12 protein-coding genes and 1 pseudogene are annotated in these 15,093 nt (G+C 67.5%); 8 read left to right on the top strand and 5 right to left on the bottom strand.

What is annotated here, in order from left to right; genetic code table 11:
* The first annotated feature begins 108 nt into the window (after window positions 1–108).
* From QXK92_RS13505 to QXK92_RS13485, 5 genes are read left to right on the top strand one after another with little or no spacing between them, the layout of a single operon-like run.
* Window positions 109–2,760, top strand: coding sequence for an ATP-binding protein (locus tag QXK92_RS13505; protein ID WP_306242108.1), 2,652 nt, complete (start codon window positions 109–111; stop codon window positions 2,758–2,760).
* Complete coding sequence (locus QXK92_RS13500; RefSeq protein ID WP_306242107.1) at window positions 2,757–3,188, top strand: roadblock/LC7 domain-containing protein; 432 nt, start codon at window positions 2,757–2,759, stop codon at window positions 3,186–3,188. Before QXK92_RS13505 ends, QXK92_RS13500 begins: the two co-directional genes overlap by 4 nt.
* Window positions 3,164–3,538 carry a DUF742 domain-containing protein gene (locus tag QXK92_RS13495; RefSeq protein ID WP_306242106.1) on the top strand — a complete coding sequence of 125 codons (375 nt, stop codon included), beginning with the start codon at window positions 3,164–3,166 and terminating at the stop codon, window positions 3,536–3,538. Before QXK92_RS13500 ends, QXK92_RS13495 begins: the two co-directional genes overlap by 25 nt.
* Window positions 3,519–4,112 (top strand): ATP/GTP-binding protein, encoded by a 594-nt coding sequence (locus QXK92_RS13490; RefSeq protein WP_306242105.1) that lies wholly within the window; start codon window positions 3,519–3,521, stop codon window positions 4,110–4,112. Before QXK92_RS13495 ends, QXK92_RS13490 begins: the two co-directional genes overlap by 20 nt.
* A 5-nt stretch (window positions 4,113–4,117) precedes the next feature.
* Window positions 4,118–4,663: a pentapeptide repeat-containing protein gene (locus QXK92_RS13485; protein WP_306242104.1), complete on the top strand. Its 546-nt coding sequence runs from the start codon at window positions 4,118–4,120 to the stop codon at window positions 4,661–4,663.
* Window positions 4,664–4,677: 14 nt separating this feature from the next.
* On the opposite strand, the pseudogene QXK92_RS13480 reads toward QXK92_RS13485, so the two are convergent.
* Together QXK92_RS13480 and QXK92_RS13475 are read right to left on the bottom strand one after the other, a co-directional pair.
* Window positions 4,678–5,139 (bottom strand): annotated as a pseudogene (locus tag QXK92_RS13480) (ABC transporter permease); the annotation flags it as partial.
* A 428-nt stretch (window positions 5,140–5,567) separates the two neighbouring features.
* Window positions 5,568–5,903, bottom strand: coding sequence for a hypothetical protein (locus QXK92_RS13475; RefSeq protein WP_306242103.1), 336 nt, complete (start codon window positions 5,901–5,903; stop codon window positions 5,568–5,570).
* 108 nt (window positions 5,904–6,011) lie between these two features.
* Between QXK92_RS13475 and QXK92_RS13470 the strand changes: the two genes are divergently transcribed.
* From QXK92_RS13470 to QXK92_RS13460, 3 genes are all read left to right on the top strand, one after another.
* Window positions 6,012–6,329 carry a YbaB/EbfC family nucleoid-associated protein gene (locus tag QXK92_RS13470; protein WP_306242102.1) on the top strand — a complete coding sequence of 106 codons (318 nt, stop codon included), beginning with the start codon at window positions 6,012–6,014 and terminating at the stop codon, window positions 6,327–6,329.
* 88 nt (window positions 6,330–6,417) lie between these two features.
* Window positions 6,418–7,665, top strand: coding sequence for an amidase domain-containing protein (locus QXK92_RS13465; RefSeq protein WP_306242101.1), 1,248 nt, complete (start codon window positions 6,418–6,420; stop codon window positions 7,663–7,665).
* A gap of 447 nt (window positions 7,666–8,112) precedes the next feature.
* Window positions 8,113–8,475 (top strand): hypothetical protein, encoded by a 363-nt coding sequence (locus QXK92_RS13460; protein WP_306242100.1) that lies wholly within the window; start codon window positions 8,113–8,115, stop codon window positions 8,473–8,475.
* Between the two features lie 53 nt (window positions 8,476–8,528).
* Here QXK92_RS13460 and QXK92_RS13455 read toward each other — a convergent pair whose 3' ends face one another.
* Genes QXK92_RS13455 through QXK92_RS13445 form a run of 3 tightly spaced genes read right to left on the bottom strand, consistent with a single transcriptional unit; the run spans window position 8,529 to window position 14,888 of the window.
* Window positions 8,529–9,626 carry an FHA domain-containing protein gene (locus tag QXK92_RS13455; RefSeq protein ID WP_306242099.1) on the bottom strand — a complete coding sequence of 366 codons (1,098 nt, stop codon included), beginning with the start codon at window positions 9,624–9,626 and terminating at the stop codon, window positions 8,529–8,531.
* Window positions 9,627–9,642: 16 nt separating this feature from the next.
* The gene (locus QXK92_RS13450; RefSeq protein ID WP_306242098.1) at window positions 9,643–12,207 is read right to left on the bottom strand and encodes an ATP-binding cassette domain-containing protein; all 2,565 of its coding nucleotides are present in this window, start codon (window positions 12,205–12,207) and stop codon (window positions 9,643–9,645) included.
* A gap of 29 nt (window positions 12,208–12,236) precedes the next feature.
* The gene (locus QXK92_RS13445; protein WP_306242097.1) at window positions 12,237–14,888 is read right to left on the bottom strand and encodes an ATP-binding cassette domain-containing protein; all 2,652 of its coding nucleotides are present in this window, start codon (window positions 14,886–14,888) and stop codon (window positions 12,237–12,239) included.
* Window positions 14,889–15,093 lie beyond the last annotated feature (205 nt).

The raw sequence follows: 15,093 nt of genomic DNA, 5'->3' as shown, positions 1-15,093 counted from the left end.
ATTTCACGCCCGCGGCCATCTGCCGGCGAATAAAGCAGCAGGAAGTCTCATGAGTCTCTCGTTTCGCGCGACGCCACCAGAAGGTGCGGCCGGCCCGGCCGCCGGCACGTGACCATGTTCGCCCGCCCGACCAACTCGGTCGCGGCGGCCCCGCCCAGTGCTCCGCCGCCCATGGCGCCTGCGAAGCCGGCCAAGCCGGCCAGGCGTCCGCCGAGGTGGTCGCTGAGCAACTGGCCGGTGCGCTGGAAGGTCCTCGCGATCGCCCTGGTGCCGCTGCTGCTGGCGACGACGTTCGGTGTGCTGCGCGTGCAGTCAGAGCTGTCCACGTCCGGGGACCTGCGCCTGGCCGCGGCCCGCGCCAACCTGATACCGGCCATCACCAAGTACATGTCGGCGCTGGACGTCGCGTTGCTGGCCAGTTCCACCGGACGCGACGTGGAGGGCGCGAAGAAGAACTTCTCGGCCCGCAAGTACGAGTTGCAGACGCGGCTGGCCGACACCGACGTGATCCCCGACGTTCGTTCCGGGGTGAACACGCTGCTCAACGGCGGGCAGTCGCTGCTGGACAAGGTTCTCGACAACAGCATCGGCCTGCGCGACCGGATCACCACCTACGCGCCGCTGCTGCTGACCGCAGAGGATGCCATCAACGCGTCTGTGCACGTCGACAGTGAGCAGATCCGCGCCCAGGTGGAGGGCCTGAGCCGCGCCGTCGGGGCGCGCGGGCAGATGACCATGCAGGAGATCCTGGTGACCCGCGGGGCCGACCTGCCCGAGCCCCAGCTGCGCACCGCGATGATCACGCTGGCCGGCACCGAGCCGTCAACCCTGTTCGGCATGAGCGAGGTGCTGGGCTCCGGCTCGCCGGCCGCCAAGGATCTGCAGCAGCAGATGGTGGCCCGGATGGCGATCATGTCCGACCCCGACAGTGCGCTGGTGAGCAACGAGGACCTGCTGCGCTCGATCCACACCACCCAGGGCATTGCCGAGCAGATCATCAACGACGCCACGGCCTCGGTGACCAACTCGGTGCAGGGCCAGGCCACAGCGCGCCGCGACGCCGCGGTGCGTGACACCGTGCTGGTGCTGGTCGCCATCGGACTCGCCCTGGCGGTCGTATTGCTGGTGGCGCGTGCCCTGATCAAGCCGCTGCGGGTGCTGCGTGACGGCGCGCTGAAGGTCGCCCACACCGACCTCGAGGGCGAGATCGACCGGGTGCGGGGCGGCGCCGAGCCGATTCCGCAGCCGCTGGCGGTGTACACCACCGAGGAGATCGGTCAGGTCGCGCACGCCGTCGACGAACTGCACACCCAGGCGCTGCTGCTGGCCGGCGACGAGGCGCGGCTGCGGCTGCTGGTCAACGACATGTTCGAGACCATGTCGCGGCGCAGCCGGTCCCTGGTGGACCAGCAGCTGTCTCTCATCGACCGGCTGGAACGCAACGAAGAGGATCCCGAGCGGCTGGACAACCTGTTCCGGCTGGATCACCTGGCGGCCCGGTTGCGCCGCAACAGCGCCAACCTGCTCGTTCTCGCCGGCGCCCAGATCGGGCGTGACCAGCGCGAACCGGTTCCGCTGGCGACGGTGATCAACGCCGCGGTGTCCGAGGTCGAGGATTACCGCCGGGTCGAGATCAGCGCGGTGGCCGACTGTACTGTGCTCGGCGGCTCAGCCGGCGGCATCATCCACCTGCTGGCGGAGCTGATCGACAACGCGCTGCGCTACTCACCGCCGACCACCCCGGTCAAGGTCTCCGCCGTGCGCGGCAGCGAGGGCGGCGTGCTGCTCCGCATCGCCGACGCCGGGCTGGGCATGACCGAGTCCGACCGGCGGATGGCCAACATGCGGCTGCAGGCCGGGGGAGAGGTCACCCCGGAGAACGCTCGGCACATGGGTCTGTTCGTGGTGGGGCGGCTGGCGGCGCGGCACGGTCTGCGGGTCGGGCTGCGCGGGCCGGCGAGCGGCGAGGCCGGCAGCGGTACGACAGCGGAGGTCTACCTGCCGCTGGCGGTGCTGGTCGAAGGCCAGGCGCAGCAACAGCAGCCGCCGCAGCGCCAGTTCTTCGCGGTGCGACCGCCCGAGCCGGAGCCCACCGGGCCCGAGTTGCAGGTCAGCCAGACCGGGACGTCGGTGACATCGCTGCCCCGCCGCAGTCCCGGGTCCAGCGGAATCACCGAAGCCCCCGCGCAGGCTGAGGCGGGTGACGCCGGGCAGCCGCCGGCCAAGCGCCCGCTGCCCACGCCATGGTGGGAGAAGGGGACCGCCCAGCCACCGGCGGCGCAGCCCGCGCAGGCCGGGAGCACGGCGTCGGACACCTCGGCGTTCTTCGCCCGCCGCCCGGCTGAATCGCAACCGCCTGCCGCCAAACCCGAGCCGCCCGACCTCACCCCGTCGGATCCGCAGGACGACGACGTCATCTACCAGCGGATGCTGTCGGAGATCATGGGCGACCAAGACCCCCACCAGCTGGTCGACAGCCCCGACCTGGACTGGCAGACGGTGTGGGACCGTGGCTGGTCGGCGGCCGCCGAAGCCGAGAAGACCCCGGTCGAGTCGCGCACCGAGCGCGGGCTGCCGATGCGCACACCCGGGGCGCGGCTGGTGCCCGGCGCCGCGGACGCCGAGCAGGCCCCGGCCGCGCCGAACGGCGGTTTCCCGGCGCGTAACCCGGACGCGGTCCGCACCTCCATCGGTAGCCACTTCAGCGGGGTGCGCTCCGCCCGGTCACACGCCCGCGATGCCCAGGAAGGCGAGCAATGACGGTCCAATCGTCGTACAGCCCACTGGACTGGCTGGTGTCGAAATTCGTGCGTGAGGTTCCCGGCGTGGCGCACGCGTTGCTGGTGTCGGTGGACGGGTTGCCGGTCGCGGCCAGCGAGCACCTGCCGCGGGAACGCGCCGACCAGTTGGCCGCGGTGGCGTCCGGGCTGGCCAGCCTGGCCACCGGCGCCTCCCAGCTGTTCGAGGGGGGACAGGTGCTGCAGTCGGTGGTCGAGATGCAGAACGGGTTCCTGCTGCTGATGCGCGTCGGGGACGGCTCGCACCTGGCCACGTTGGCGATGCCGTCGTGCGATATCGGTCAGATCGGGTATGAGATGGCCATCCTTGTCGAACAGGTGGGCAACGTGGTGCAGTCCTCCCGCCGCGCTGAATCCGGACCGCAGTGGACCAACGCGAGCCGGCGGTAACCGGCGGGCAACCGAACCTGGTCCGGCCGTACACTTTGACGGCCGGGCGGACCGGCACCGACGTCGAACTGCCGCTGGAGGCGCCGGTGCAGACCCTGCAGGCGGGGCTGGTGCACCAATGGCCGGCCGGAGACACCCGCGGCCAGATCCTGCAGCTGTGTGTGGGCAGCCCGTCCGTCGCCGAAATCTCGGCCCGGCTGGATTTACCGGTCGGTGTTGCGCGCGTCCTGGTCGGCGATCTGGTCACGGCCGGTTACCTTCGGGTGCACAGGACCTTGACCGACCGTTCGACCCGCGATGAGCGGCACGAGCTCATAGGAAGGACCCTGCGTGGTCTTAGGGCACTCTGAGGCGCGCTTTGACCCCGGCGCGCACGACACCGCGTCGACGAAGATCGTGATCGCCGGCGGCTTCGGCGCGGGCAAGACCACCTTTGTGGGTGCGGTATCGGAGATCATGCCGCTGCGGACCGAAGCGATGGTCACCGACGCCTCGGCCGGCGTCGACATGCTCGAAGCCACCCCGGACAAGCGCACCACCACCGTCGCGATGGACTTCGGCCGTATCACCCTGGCCGACGACCTGGTGCTCTATCTGTTCGGCACCCCCGGCCAGCGCCGGTTCTGGTTCATGTGGGACGACCTGGTGCGCGGCGCGATCGGCGCGATCGTGCTGGTCGACGTCCGGCGGTTGCAGGACAGCTTCGCGGCCGTGGACTTCTTCGAACATCGCCGGCTGCCGTTCGTGGTCGCGGTCAACGAGTTTGAGGGCGCGCCACGGTATCCGGTGGGGGAGGTGCGCAGGGCGCTGACGCTGCCCGACCACATTCCGGTGATCAGCGTCGACGCCCGCAACCGCCACTCGGCCCGCGACGCGCTGATCGCGGTGAGCGAATACGCGCTGGCCAGCCTGGCCAGCAACTGACCACCTTGGAGTGGGCGGACCGCGAATTCACCGCCGAGGACTTTCGCGACGAGGACTTCAGCAGGCTGCACACCGAACGCGTCGTCTTCACCGAATGCGACTTCAGCGGCGTGAACCTGGCCGAGTCGCAGCACCGCGGATCGGCCTTCCGTAACTGTGTGTTCACTCGAACTACGCTGTGGCACAGCACCTTTGCGCAATGCAGCATGCTCGGCTCGGTGTTCGCGCAGTGCCGGCTGCGCCCGGCGACGTTCGACGAGGTGGACTTCACCCTGGCGGTGCTGGGCGGGAACGACCTGCGGGGTGTCGACCTGAGCGGGTGCCGGCTGCGCGAGACGAGCCTGGTGGAGACCGATCTGCGCCGCAGCGTGCTGCGCGGCGCCGACCTGCGCGGCGCCCGCACCACCGGCACCCGGCTGGACGACGCCGACCTGCGCGGAGCCAGCGCCGACCCGGCGTTGTGGACGACCGCGTCGTTGACCGGTGCACGCATCGATGTCCCGCAGGCACTGGCGTTCGCGCTGGCGCACGGCCTGCGCCTGGACGCCTGAGGGGGCCGGGCGCGTCAGCGCTTGAGCCGGATGCGCCACCACACCACGGCCGAATAGACCACCGACAGCGCGGCCAGCATCGCCATGTCGAATAGCCACGCCGGGCGCGAGTGCGTCCAGTGGCTGTCCTCGGGGCTGATCGATCCGGGCACCAGTTCGCGCAGGTTGACCGTCGCAGCCGAGGCCCCGTAACCCCAGCGTGCGGGCACCAGCCAGGACAGCTGGTCCAGGAACGGCCGGTTGGTCACCGGCACCACGCCGCCGGCCAGCACCAGTTGCAGCATCAGCGACAACACCAGCAACGGCATGATCTGTTCGCTGGACCGGGCGATCGACGACAGCAGCAAACCGAGAATGGCCGACGCCACGCATGTCGCCGCGATGCTGACGAACAGCTCGAAGCTGGGGTCACCCAGCAGCACCGCCCGCTGCGTCGGCGCACCCTTGCCCACCAGCACGATGCCGGTGGCGACCGCGTCGTGAGTCGCGCCCGGTCGCCGCGCATAGGGTGTCATTGACGCCCTTCGTCACGACGCAATCCCGAGCCGGGCTTGTGGATAATCGCGACCTACCGCCGAAGGCGGGTCTTAGTTGTTTAAGTCCCGTAGGGACTCACTCACCAAGCGCGCACGCGCACCGAGAACAATCCGCCAAAAACACCTCCGCACGGCGGCGCTACCGCGCTGCGCCGCGACCCTTGTCAGTGCAGCGGCTGGCCGCTGAGCTGGTCGCCGGCTGCCACGGACTGCACCGGGGTCATATCGGTGGGATCTGCGAGGCGATCACCGCTGCGGGGATCGATCCGGCGGTGTGGTCGGCACGCGGCATCACCGACGCGCTCAACACTGATATGAAGACCCGCGGCTGGTCCTGGCCCGACCGTATCGAACGTCCAGGTGCGTTTCTAGCCAGCCGCGGCATAGACACCTGTTGTCTCATTGTGTTCATCCCCGATGTACAGCACGTGGTCGCGATTGGTGTGTGGCCCCCATCCCTCACTGAGATACGCAGCAACCACCGATCCCTGCTGCACTTGGGTCCACCAAAACCAGGCATCACGTCGAGCGCCCGCGTTCTCGCCGTAGATGAAGACAATGGCTTTGCTGCCCCGATGAGCGTGTTGATACACCTTCTCAATGCAGAGCATGTGCAAACCGTTAGCGGTGGCGTAGCTGTAGAAACCAGCCCAGGTTTGAGCCGCCGCCGCGTCGCGTTGGTTCTGCGTAAGCCAGCCAAACATGCCACAAGAGGATATTCCACGCTGCGAGCCGCCCGTCAGCAGCCCTGAGATGCGGGGGATATGTTTTCGATTGGCAACGACATAGCGAAGGTGAAAGGTCCCACCAAGATGGGCGCTAATGACGGTTACGACCGCGAGGATCTGGCTCGTGCGCTTGACGACGTAGTTGGTGAGGCTCGTTCAGAGGGTGGGCTGGTATCGGTCAAAGTCGATAGCAAAGGACGCGTTGCTAGGGTATGGCTAGATCAGCAGGTATCGGGTGTGTCGGTGGATCGGCTCGCTGAGGCGATCGCAGCGGTGTGTGCCGAAGCGTTTAACAACCGGTTAGATCGCCTGGCTGATTTGATCGCGGACTACGACCGGACGCATGGTCTGGGCTTGAGCCTACTGGACCATCTACATACTTCGATCGACCGGCTCCGTTGAACAGCGGATCAATAAAGGAACCCAGCCGCCTGACGCGCTGGCTGCTCCCCATTTTTAGTCAAGATTATTTGTCATTCAGGAGGACCTGGTGGTGACCTTCGCGCAATTGCGCGATGCCCAGCCCGCGCTGTGGCAGGCCGCGGCCGACGACATATTGGAGGTGGCCAAACAATGTGAGCGCACCGCAGGCAATATTCACGCCAACGGGACCAAACCGCTTAAGGAACACTGGCCAGATCGTACCGGTACTTTGGCCCGCAATATGCTGGTCAAGATAGCCGATCGAATGACGAACATTGGCATCCTGGCTCGGGGGGCGACCACCCCGCTGGACACCTTGCAAGATGCGGTGGAGATTGCTCAGCAGGAATTGAAAGCGGCCGTATCCGAGGCAACAGCTAAGGGGTTTTCAGTGAGCAACGACGGCAGAATTGGGCTGCCTAAAGCCAGCGTGGACCCGATCGCCGATCTGCTGGCTGCGCTCAAGTTCCACGAAAGAATCGCCGACGCCGTTGAGGCTGCCACCCAGGCCGACCAGCTTTGCGCCGAGGCGCTAAGCATGGTGAGTCTCGACCCCGACACCACCACAGTTCAGCAAACCCAGAGCGCACAAAGCTCCGCGGTTCGCAACGCGGTGGAGGAGATGCGCGATCAGCTTCCAGACGGCCTGAGCCCTGAAGAGGTCGGGAAGTGGTGGGCTGCGCTCACCCCACAACAACAGCATCAACTTATGCTTGCCGCGCCCGTCGAGCTGCACGATCTACCCGGTGTACCGGCTGAGGTGAAGGCTCAATTGACCAACAGCGGCAACGGGTACAACTCGATTGAAGCCCTCAGATGGGCTCGTGCCAACGCCAATAATGAGGGGCTAAACCGGTTCGACAATAACTGTGCGTTATTCGTGTCCGAATCGCTGCGAGCCGGCGGATTGAGTGAAAAACAAGGCCAGTGGAGTAAGCTGGACTGGACCAATTTGATACCTGACATCCCTGGCTTTAAGGGCAAAGACCTAGATGGATTACGGTTCACCAAATCGTGGTACAACGCTGATGCGCAACGAGACTTTTTCTTAAACAACGGCGGGTTACAACTCCCGCCTTCGGGCGCTCGTCCCGGTGATGTCATCTACTTCAACTGGGATAACTCCGCCACGCATGGGGGCGAAACCAGTCATCACGCGGCAATTGTGTCCGCTGTTCTCCCCGACGGTGAAGTCCTGTACACCCAGCACACGCCGGGTGCGGTCAACTACAGCCTCCAAGACAGGTGGCCGATGGGTTTGCAGGAAGAGGGCGGCCAGAACGTGATCATCGTCCGCCCGAAGGAGACATGGTGACTCGCAATGTTACTGACCACGTGCCGTGGAGAGGAAAACCGTGGTGGTGGTTTGTCGGTACAGCGATCCTGCTCAGCAGTGCTCTTCTGTCACTGTTCATCGCATCACGTCGCGATGACGCATGGATAGGCGATGTGGTTAGCCACCATTGTCATCAGCCCCCGCCCCTGCCGGACACCCGGATGCTTGGTTGGATCACTGTCTCATTAGCAGGCGCAGCGGTGCTCAGCCTGAGCATCGGACTCGTTGTCATGTTGACCAGCCACCACCGATGGTGGGCAAAGCTTGGCGCGCTAGCGCTGTTAGCCGTGTCATTCCTGGTGACTCTGTGGATACTGCTAATGGGGTATCTCCATACAGAGGCACCAGGACCGCCGGGTCAAGGTATCGACGGAAGTGGCATGCCATGTCACGGATAGTTGAGAAGTCAGACGAGGGCGCGACACGATGAGCGATGGTGTTCAGATCGAGCCCAGCGAGGTCAAGAATGCCGGAAAGACCATCGAGACCGAGTCGGCACAGGCGCGCGGCGCGCTTGTCCCCTTGTTCGATTCAGCGCGACCTGCCGCTTCCGGGAACCTTGGCTTCGCGACAGGGGCCAAGCTGGTGGCATTGGCAGACTTACTGAAACGCGAAATGGATTCCACCATAACGATCTTGGACGGAACAGGACACGCAATCGTTTCCTCCGCCCAAGCTCTTTACAACGCGGACAACACCCACGGCATGAACATTGACACTGACAATGCGACCGGCATCAGCCGTATTGCCACAGCACTAAACGGACTTGGAAAACCACCCGAACAGTAAGTTCTCCCGCCACCAGGGTCTGACCCTGCTGGGACGCGCGCCTTGGCCCTACGCTAGTCGTCGTCCGTCGAGTCGCCGTGTTTATCGACGGTTGTTTTTGGCACGGCTGCCCGGATCACCATCGACGGCCGAGGGTGAACGCCGACTATTGGAACGAGAAGGTGGAGCGGAACCGCCAGCGTGATCGCGCGACCGACGCGACTCTGGCGGCAGCGGGATGGACGGTGTTGCGGTTCTGGGCTCACGTCGATCCTGCCGAGGTTGCCGCGGCGGTCAGGGCGGCGGTTACCGGCACATAGAAGCATGTTGCAAATCTCCCACGGTCCGTTGACCTCCAGGCCGCCGGCGCTGGCGGCGGCCGCGGTGCGGCGGACCAGCGTGCCGCCGGTGAAGGTCAGGTCAATGTTGCCGATGGTCACGACGTCGCCGTCGCTCAGCACGGCCGAGCCCACCCGGATGCCGTTGACGAAAGTGCCGTTGATGCTGTGCTTATCCCGGATCTCGGTGCCCAGGGCAGTCGGAGCGAGGTAGGCGTGGCGGCGCGACGCGAGCACGTCGGAGACGACGATGTCGCAGTCCTCCGCCCGTCCGATCCACGCGGTGCGGCCGACCGGGGCGGCCAGATTGTCGGCAGCGCCCAGCACGTTGATGCCCCGAGTCGGGAACTGCGACACCGTGGTCACCGGGCCCAGCCGGTTGGTCGGTGCATCCGGATCCGCGGCCGGCGGGAACGCGACCGGCGGGTGGCCGGGGGACAGAGGCCGCCGGAACAGCCGCGGGGGTCGGTGCGAGGGACGCTCGGCGGCCGGGATCCGGTCCGTCTCCGGTATCGATCCGTCGCGGTGCTGTTCCACTTCGAAGCTCACCCTCGGTCCGTCGGGCCGGGCGAGGCTGACCGTCAGGCCGTCTCGGATGTCCACCAGCGGCACCCGTTTGCCGTCGACGAAGATCCCGCTGGGTGAGTTGTTGTCGAAGGCGATCCAGCCGCCCTGCTCGAAGCGCAGCAGCAGATGCGCCCGGCCCACCACCGGGTGCGCGATCCGCAGGTCGGCGGCCATGTCGCTGCCCACGATCACGTCACGCCCGGGGGGGAAGGTGCGGTGCACGGGTCCGGTCCGAACGGTCAGCACGGGCTGCTGCGCTCGGGTCACTCCTTCACCCTAGGCGTCAGCGGCGCTTGAGTCGGATCCTCCACCACACGACGAGGCTGTACACCACCGAGAGGACGGCCAGCATGCCCATGTCGAAGAGCCACGCCGGGCGGGAGTGGGTCCAGTGGCTGTCCTCCGGACTCAGCGAACCGGGCACCAGCTCGCGCAGGTTCACCGTCGCGGCCGACGCGGCGTAACCCCACCGGGCGGGAATCGCCCAGGACATCTGGTCCAGCCCGACGCGGTCGGTCACCGGGATCATGCCGCCGGCCAGCACCAGTTGCAGCATCAGCGACACCACCAGCAGCGGCATGATCTGCTCGTTCGACCGCGCGAGCGACGACAGCACCAACCCGACCACCGCCGAAGCCACACACGTGGCCGCGACCGTGGTGAACAGCTCGAGGCTGGGATTGCCCAGGACGAGCGCCTTCTGCGTAGGGGCACCTTTGCCCGCGATCACGATTGCGGTGGCGATCGCGGCCTGCAGCACGGCGAAGACGAAGAACACCGTCAGCTTGGCACCCAGGTACGCCCAGGTGGACAGCCCGACCGCCTGCTCCCGCTGGAAGATGGGGCGCTCTCCGATCAGGTCCCGGATGGTCAGTGCGGTGCCCATGAAGACGGCGGCGATGGAGAGCAGCGTCAGGATCTGAGCCGCTTCGTCGGGGGTGTTGCTGGTCGGCGAGGCCATTCCGAACCCGGTGTTGCCGGGCACGGTCAGGGCCAGCCCGCCCAGGATGAACGGCAGGACGGCCAGGAAGACGAAGTAGGCGCGGTCGTTGACCACCAGGCGGATCTGGCGGCGGGTGATGGTGGAGAACTGGCGGCGCACGCTGGTGTGGGCCGGGGCGCCGAGGTCTGCCGGTGCCGGGGCCGCCGCGGTCGCGGGCGGTTGCTTCTGGGCCAGGAATCGGCGGTTCGCCTCGTCCGGGTCCGCGCCGACTTTGGCGAAGATGTGCGCCCAGTTGGTCGTCCCCATCACGTCGCCGATCTGGTCCGGGGGACCCAGATACGCCGTCTTGCCGCCCGGCGCCATCAGCAGCACCTGATCGCACACGTCGAGGTAGGTCAGGGAGTGGGTGACCACCAGGACCACCCGGCCGGCGTCGGCGAGTTGCCGCAGCATGGTCATGACCTGCAGGTCCAGCGCGGGGTCCAGTCCCGACGTGGGTTCGTCGAGGATCAGCAGGGACGGCCCGGTCAGCAGCTCCAGCGCCACCGACGCGCGCTTGCGCTGGCCGCCGGACAGGTTGTCGACGCGGGTGTCGGCGTGTTTGGTGAGACCGAGTTCGTCGAGCACCTGCGCCACCACCTGGTCGCGGTCGTCCTTGCTGGTGTCGGGCGGCAGGCGCAGCTCGGCGGCATAGCTCAGAGCCTGGTTGACCGTCAGCTGCCGGTGTACGACGTCGTCCTGCGGGACCATGCCGATCCTGCTGCGCAGCGATGCGTACTGCTGGTGGATGTCGTGACCCTCGAAGGTCACCGCGCCGGAACTGGGGGTGGTGTTCCCGGCGATCAGCCGCGAGAGGGTGCTCTTTCCCGCGCCCGACCCGCCGATGATCGCGGTCAGCGTGCCGGGCCGCGCCGTCATCGACACGTTGTCCAGCAGCCGGTTGTTGTTGATCGAGAACACGATGTCGCGGACCTCGAGGCCGCCGGTGCGCGTCGCGGCTTCGGTGCGCCGCACCAGGATGCCGCCGACGAACGCCAGGTCCACGTTGCCGATGGTGACCACGTCGCCCTCGGACAGGATCGCCGATCCGACCCGCAGGCCGTTGACGAAGGTCCCGTTGATGCTGTTGAGGTCGCGGATCTCGGCTCCGGCCGGCGCGGGCGACAACTGTGCGTGATATCGCGAGGCCAGGACATCGGCGACGACGATGTCGTTATCGGCTGCCCGGCCGATGCGGGCGGAGGTGGCAGGGGCCGCCGGTACCACGTTCGGAACCCGCACGGTGCCGGTCTGAGCCTGGGACACCGTGTCGTCGTGGCCCGCGGGCGCGGGAGGCCGCAGGTGGGGCTGGGCCGCCCGGGTAGGCGGCTGCAGGTGGGGCTGGGCCGCCTGAGTGGGGGGTTGAAAGTGCGGCTGGGCCGCCCGGGTGGGTGGCTGCACGTTGGGTTGTGCGGCCCGGGTCGGCGGTTGCGGGCCGGGCTGACGCGCGTCTCGGGCCGCGTCGGGCGGGATGGTCGGGATGGCGGTGGTCCGCGCGACGTCGTGCGGGTTGATCACCGGCACCCGTTCCGTCGGCGGCAGCACGCCCACGTCGCCGTGGTAGTGGCCGACCTCGAAGGTGATGCGCGGCCCGTCCGGCTGGCCCAGGTTGATGGTCTGGCCGTCGCGGATGTCCACACCCGGCACCCGCTTGCCGTCGACGAAAATGCCGCTCTGCGAATTGTTGTCGATCGCCAGCCAGCGACCCTGGTCGAAGCGCAGCAGCAGGTGCGCGCGGGAGATCAGGGGATGCGCGACCCGCAGGTCGGCGCGCAGATCGCTGCCGACCACCACGTCGGGTCCCGCTGCAAACTCGCGGTGCGAACGGTCTGATCGGACTGTCAGCACCGGTGAGGTTGTATTCATCCGGACAGAGTAAGCGGCGCGCGCCGCCGTTAACGGCGCTTCAGCCGGATCTTCCACCAGACGATGGTGCTGTAGATGATGCACAACACGCCGAGCATGGCCATGTCGAACAGCCAGGCGCTCGCGGTGTGGTTCCAGTGCTGGTCCTTGGGGTCGGTCGGGCCGGGGGTGAGGCGGTGGGTGTCGATGGTCGACGACGCCGCCGCATAGCCCCACCGGGCCGGCGTGGCCCAGGACAGCTGGTCCAGGCCGGTGCGGTTGGTCACCCAGATCATGCCGCCGGAGAACACCAGCTGCGACATGATCGCGGTGACCAGCAGCGGCATGATCTGGTCCTGGGATTTGGCGATCGCCGACAGGGCCATGCCCAGGATCGCCGACGCCACACAGGTGGCGGCGACCGTGACGAACAGCTCGAATCTCACGTCGCCCAGCAGCACCGCATCCGAGAGCGGTTTGCCCCAGCCGATCACCGCGATGGTGGTCGCGATGAAGGCCTGCATGATCGCGAACGCGCAGAACACCACGATCTTGGCGGCCAGGTATGCGCCGGTGGACAACCCGACCGCCTGCTCCCGCTTGAAGATCGGCCGCTCGCCGACCAGGTCACGGATGGTCAGCGCAGTGCCCATAAACACCGCTCCCACGTTGAGCATCACCAGGATCTGCCCGGGCTGGTTGGGCGCACTGCTGAGCGGATCGGCCATGCCGAACCCGGTTTTGCCGCGGACGGTCAGCGTCAGCACGCCGATCAGGAACGGCAGCAACGCCAGGAAGACCGTATACCCGCGGTCGGAGACCACCAGCCGGACCTGGCGGCGCGCGATGGTGGAGAACTGCCGGAACCCGTTGTTGTGCACCGGCTCGCCGAGGTCGGCCGCCGGACTGGTTTGCGACGGACGCTCCGGCTCCCGGTTTCCTTCCCGGAAGCGGCGGTTCGCCTCGTCCGGGTCGGCGCCCACCTTGGTGAAGATGTCGGCCCAGTTGGTGGTGCCCATCGCCTCGCCGATCTGGTTCGGCGTGCCCAGAAACGCGGTCTTCCCGCCGGGCGCCAGCAGCAGGATCTGGTCGCACACATCCAGGTAGGACACCGAGTGGGTGACCACCAGCACCACGCGGCCGGCGTCGGCCAGCTGGCGCAGCATCATCATCACCTGCCGGTCCAGCGCCGGGTCCAACCCGGAGGTCGGCTCGTCCAGGATCAGCAGCGACGGTCCGGTGAGCAGTTCGAGGGCCACCGACGCCCGCTTGCGCTGGCCACCGGACAGCTTGTCCACCCTGGTCTCGGCATGCTTGGTCAGCTCGAGTTCCTCGAGGACCTGGGCGACCACCTGAGCGCGGTCGGCCTTGCTGGTGTCCGGTGGCAGTCGCAACTCGGCGGCGTACCCGAGGGCCTGGCTGACCGTCAGCTGCCGGTGCACCACGTCGTCCTGGGGGACCATGCCGACCCGGCTGCGCAGCGAGGCGTACTCCGCGTGGATGTCGTGGCCCTCGAAGGTCACGTTGCCGGTGCTGGGGCTGGTGTAGCCGGCGATCAGGCGCGACAGCGTGGACTTGCCGGCGCCGGACCCGCCGATGATCGCCGTCAGCGTGCCCGGCCGGGCGGTCAGCGAGATGTGGTCGAGCAGTTGCTTGCCGCCCTCGACGGTGAACGTCACCGAGTTCACTTCCAGGCCGCCGGTGCGCGAGGCCACCGCGGTACGGCGGACCAGCGTGCCGCCGGTGAACGTCAGGTCGACGTTGCCGATGGTGACCAGGTCGCCCTCGGTGAGGATGGCCGACCCGACCCGCACACCGTTGACGAAGGTGCCGTTGACGCTGCTGTTGTCCCTGATCTCCGCGCCCAGCGGAGTGAGGGTGAGGAACGCATGGTGCCGGGACGCGAGCACGTCCTGGATGACGATGTCGTTGTCGGTGGAGCGGCCGATGGTGACCGAACCGGCCGGCTTCTCGTGGGTGCCCGTGCCCAGCAGGGCCTGGAACATCTTGGTGGCGATGTTGCTCTGCTCGGGCGGCTTCGCGCCGGCGGGTGGGCCGGGAGCGCGCAGCGGCTGCCTGGGCGTCGGCGGCGGCGGCGGGTGCGGGATATGCGATGAGGACGCGGCGTGCGGTGGCGGTCCGCTCGACGGGTAACCGGGCGGGGCCCATCCGGCCCCGCTGCTCGGGTAGACCGGCTGGCCCGGTGGCGGCGGTGGGGGACCGCCGGCATTCTGTCGTCCCGGCAACGGTCCCACCCAGGTGGCCTGGCGTCCGGTTGGAGGCGGCGGGGGTCCTGGTGGCCCGGCTGGCATGGCACCCGACGGCCCGGCGGGCCCCGACGGCTGCAGGACCGGCAGCGATTCGGTTTGCGGTGGGCGCCCGGCCGGGCCCCGGTGGCGCCCGACTTCGAAGATGAGCAGCGGCCCGTCCGGGTTGCCGATGTTGACCGTCTGGCCGTCGTTGATGTCGACCACCGGCACCCGGCGGCCGTTGGAGTAGGTGCCGTTGAGCGAGTTGTTGTCGATGGCCAGCCAGCGGCCCTGGTCAAAGCGCAGCAGTAGGTGGGCGCGCGAGATCAACGGATGGGTTATGCGCATGTCGGCGCGCAGATCGCGACCGACGACCACGTCGTGGCCCGCCGCGAACGTGCGCTCCGACCCGTCGTACCGAACGGTCAGCGCTGGCGGCGCGGGTGGAGGCATCGAACCAACTTTAGCCCCTAGATAAGCAGTGCATATCCCGCGGCAAGCCGCGCAGCGCGCCGGTGCGCCACGGGGCCGGTCCGGGGTTTACCCCGGGCGATTGTGCACTTTGCACAACAATATTGAATTCAATTGGTTATTTCGCACTGGAGTCATCGGCCTTTCGGCTGCGAATATCTACGCCCACGAGCCGGTGCTGCGGAAA

This window comes from Mycobacterium sp. TY815, assembly GCF_030755135.1.
Lineage (GTDB): Bacteria > Actinomycetota > Actinomycetes > Mycobacteriales > Mycobacteriaceae > Mycobacterium.
The sequence above is the reverse complement of the archived record's forward strand: the minus strand, read 5'-3'. Positions and strand labels throughout refer to the sequence as shown.

What these genes read in the sequence shown, in the direction of transcription:
- QXK92_RS13500 (WP_306242107.1), top strand. Translation starts at nt 2,757, where the DNA reads ATGACGGTCCAATCGTCGTACAGCCCACTGGACTGGCTGGTGTCGAAA.
- QXK92_RS13475 (WP_306242103.1), bottom strand. Translation starts at nt 5,903, where the DNA reads ATGTTTGGCTGGCTTACGCAGAACCAACGCGACGCGGCGGCGGCTCAA.
- QXK92_RS13470 (WP_306242102.1), top strand. Translation starts at nt 6,012, where the DNA reads ATGGGCGCTAATGACGGTTACGACCGCGAGGATCTGGCTCGTGCGCTT.
- QXK92_RS13460 (WP_306242100.1), top strand. Translation starts at nt 8,113, where the DNA reads ATGAGCGATGGTGTTCAGATCGAGCCCAGCGAGGTCAAGAATGCCGGA.
- QXK92_RS13450 (WP_306242098.1), bottom strand. Translation starts at nt 12,207, where the DNA reads ATGAATACAACCTCACCGGTGCTGACAGTCCGATCAGACCGTTCGCAC.
- QXK92_RS13445 (WP_306242097.1), bottom strand. Translation starts at nt 14,888, where the DNA reads ATGCCTCCACCCGCGCCGCCAGCGCTGACCGTTCGGTACGACGGGTCG.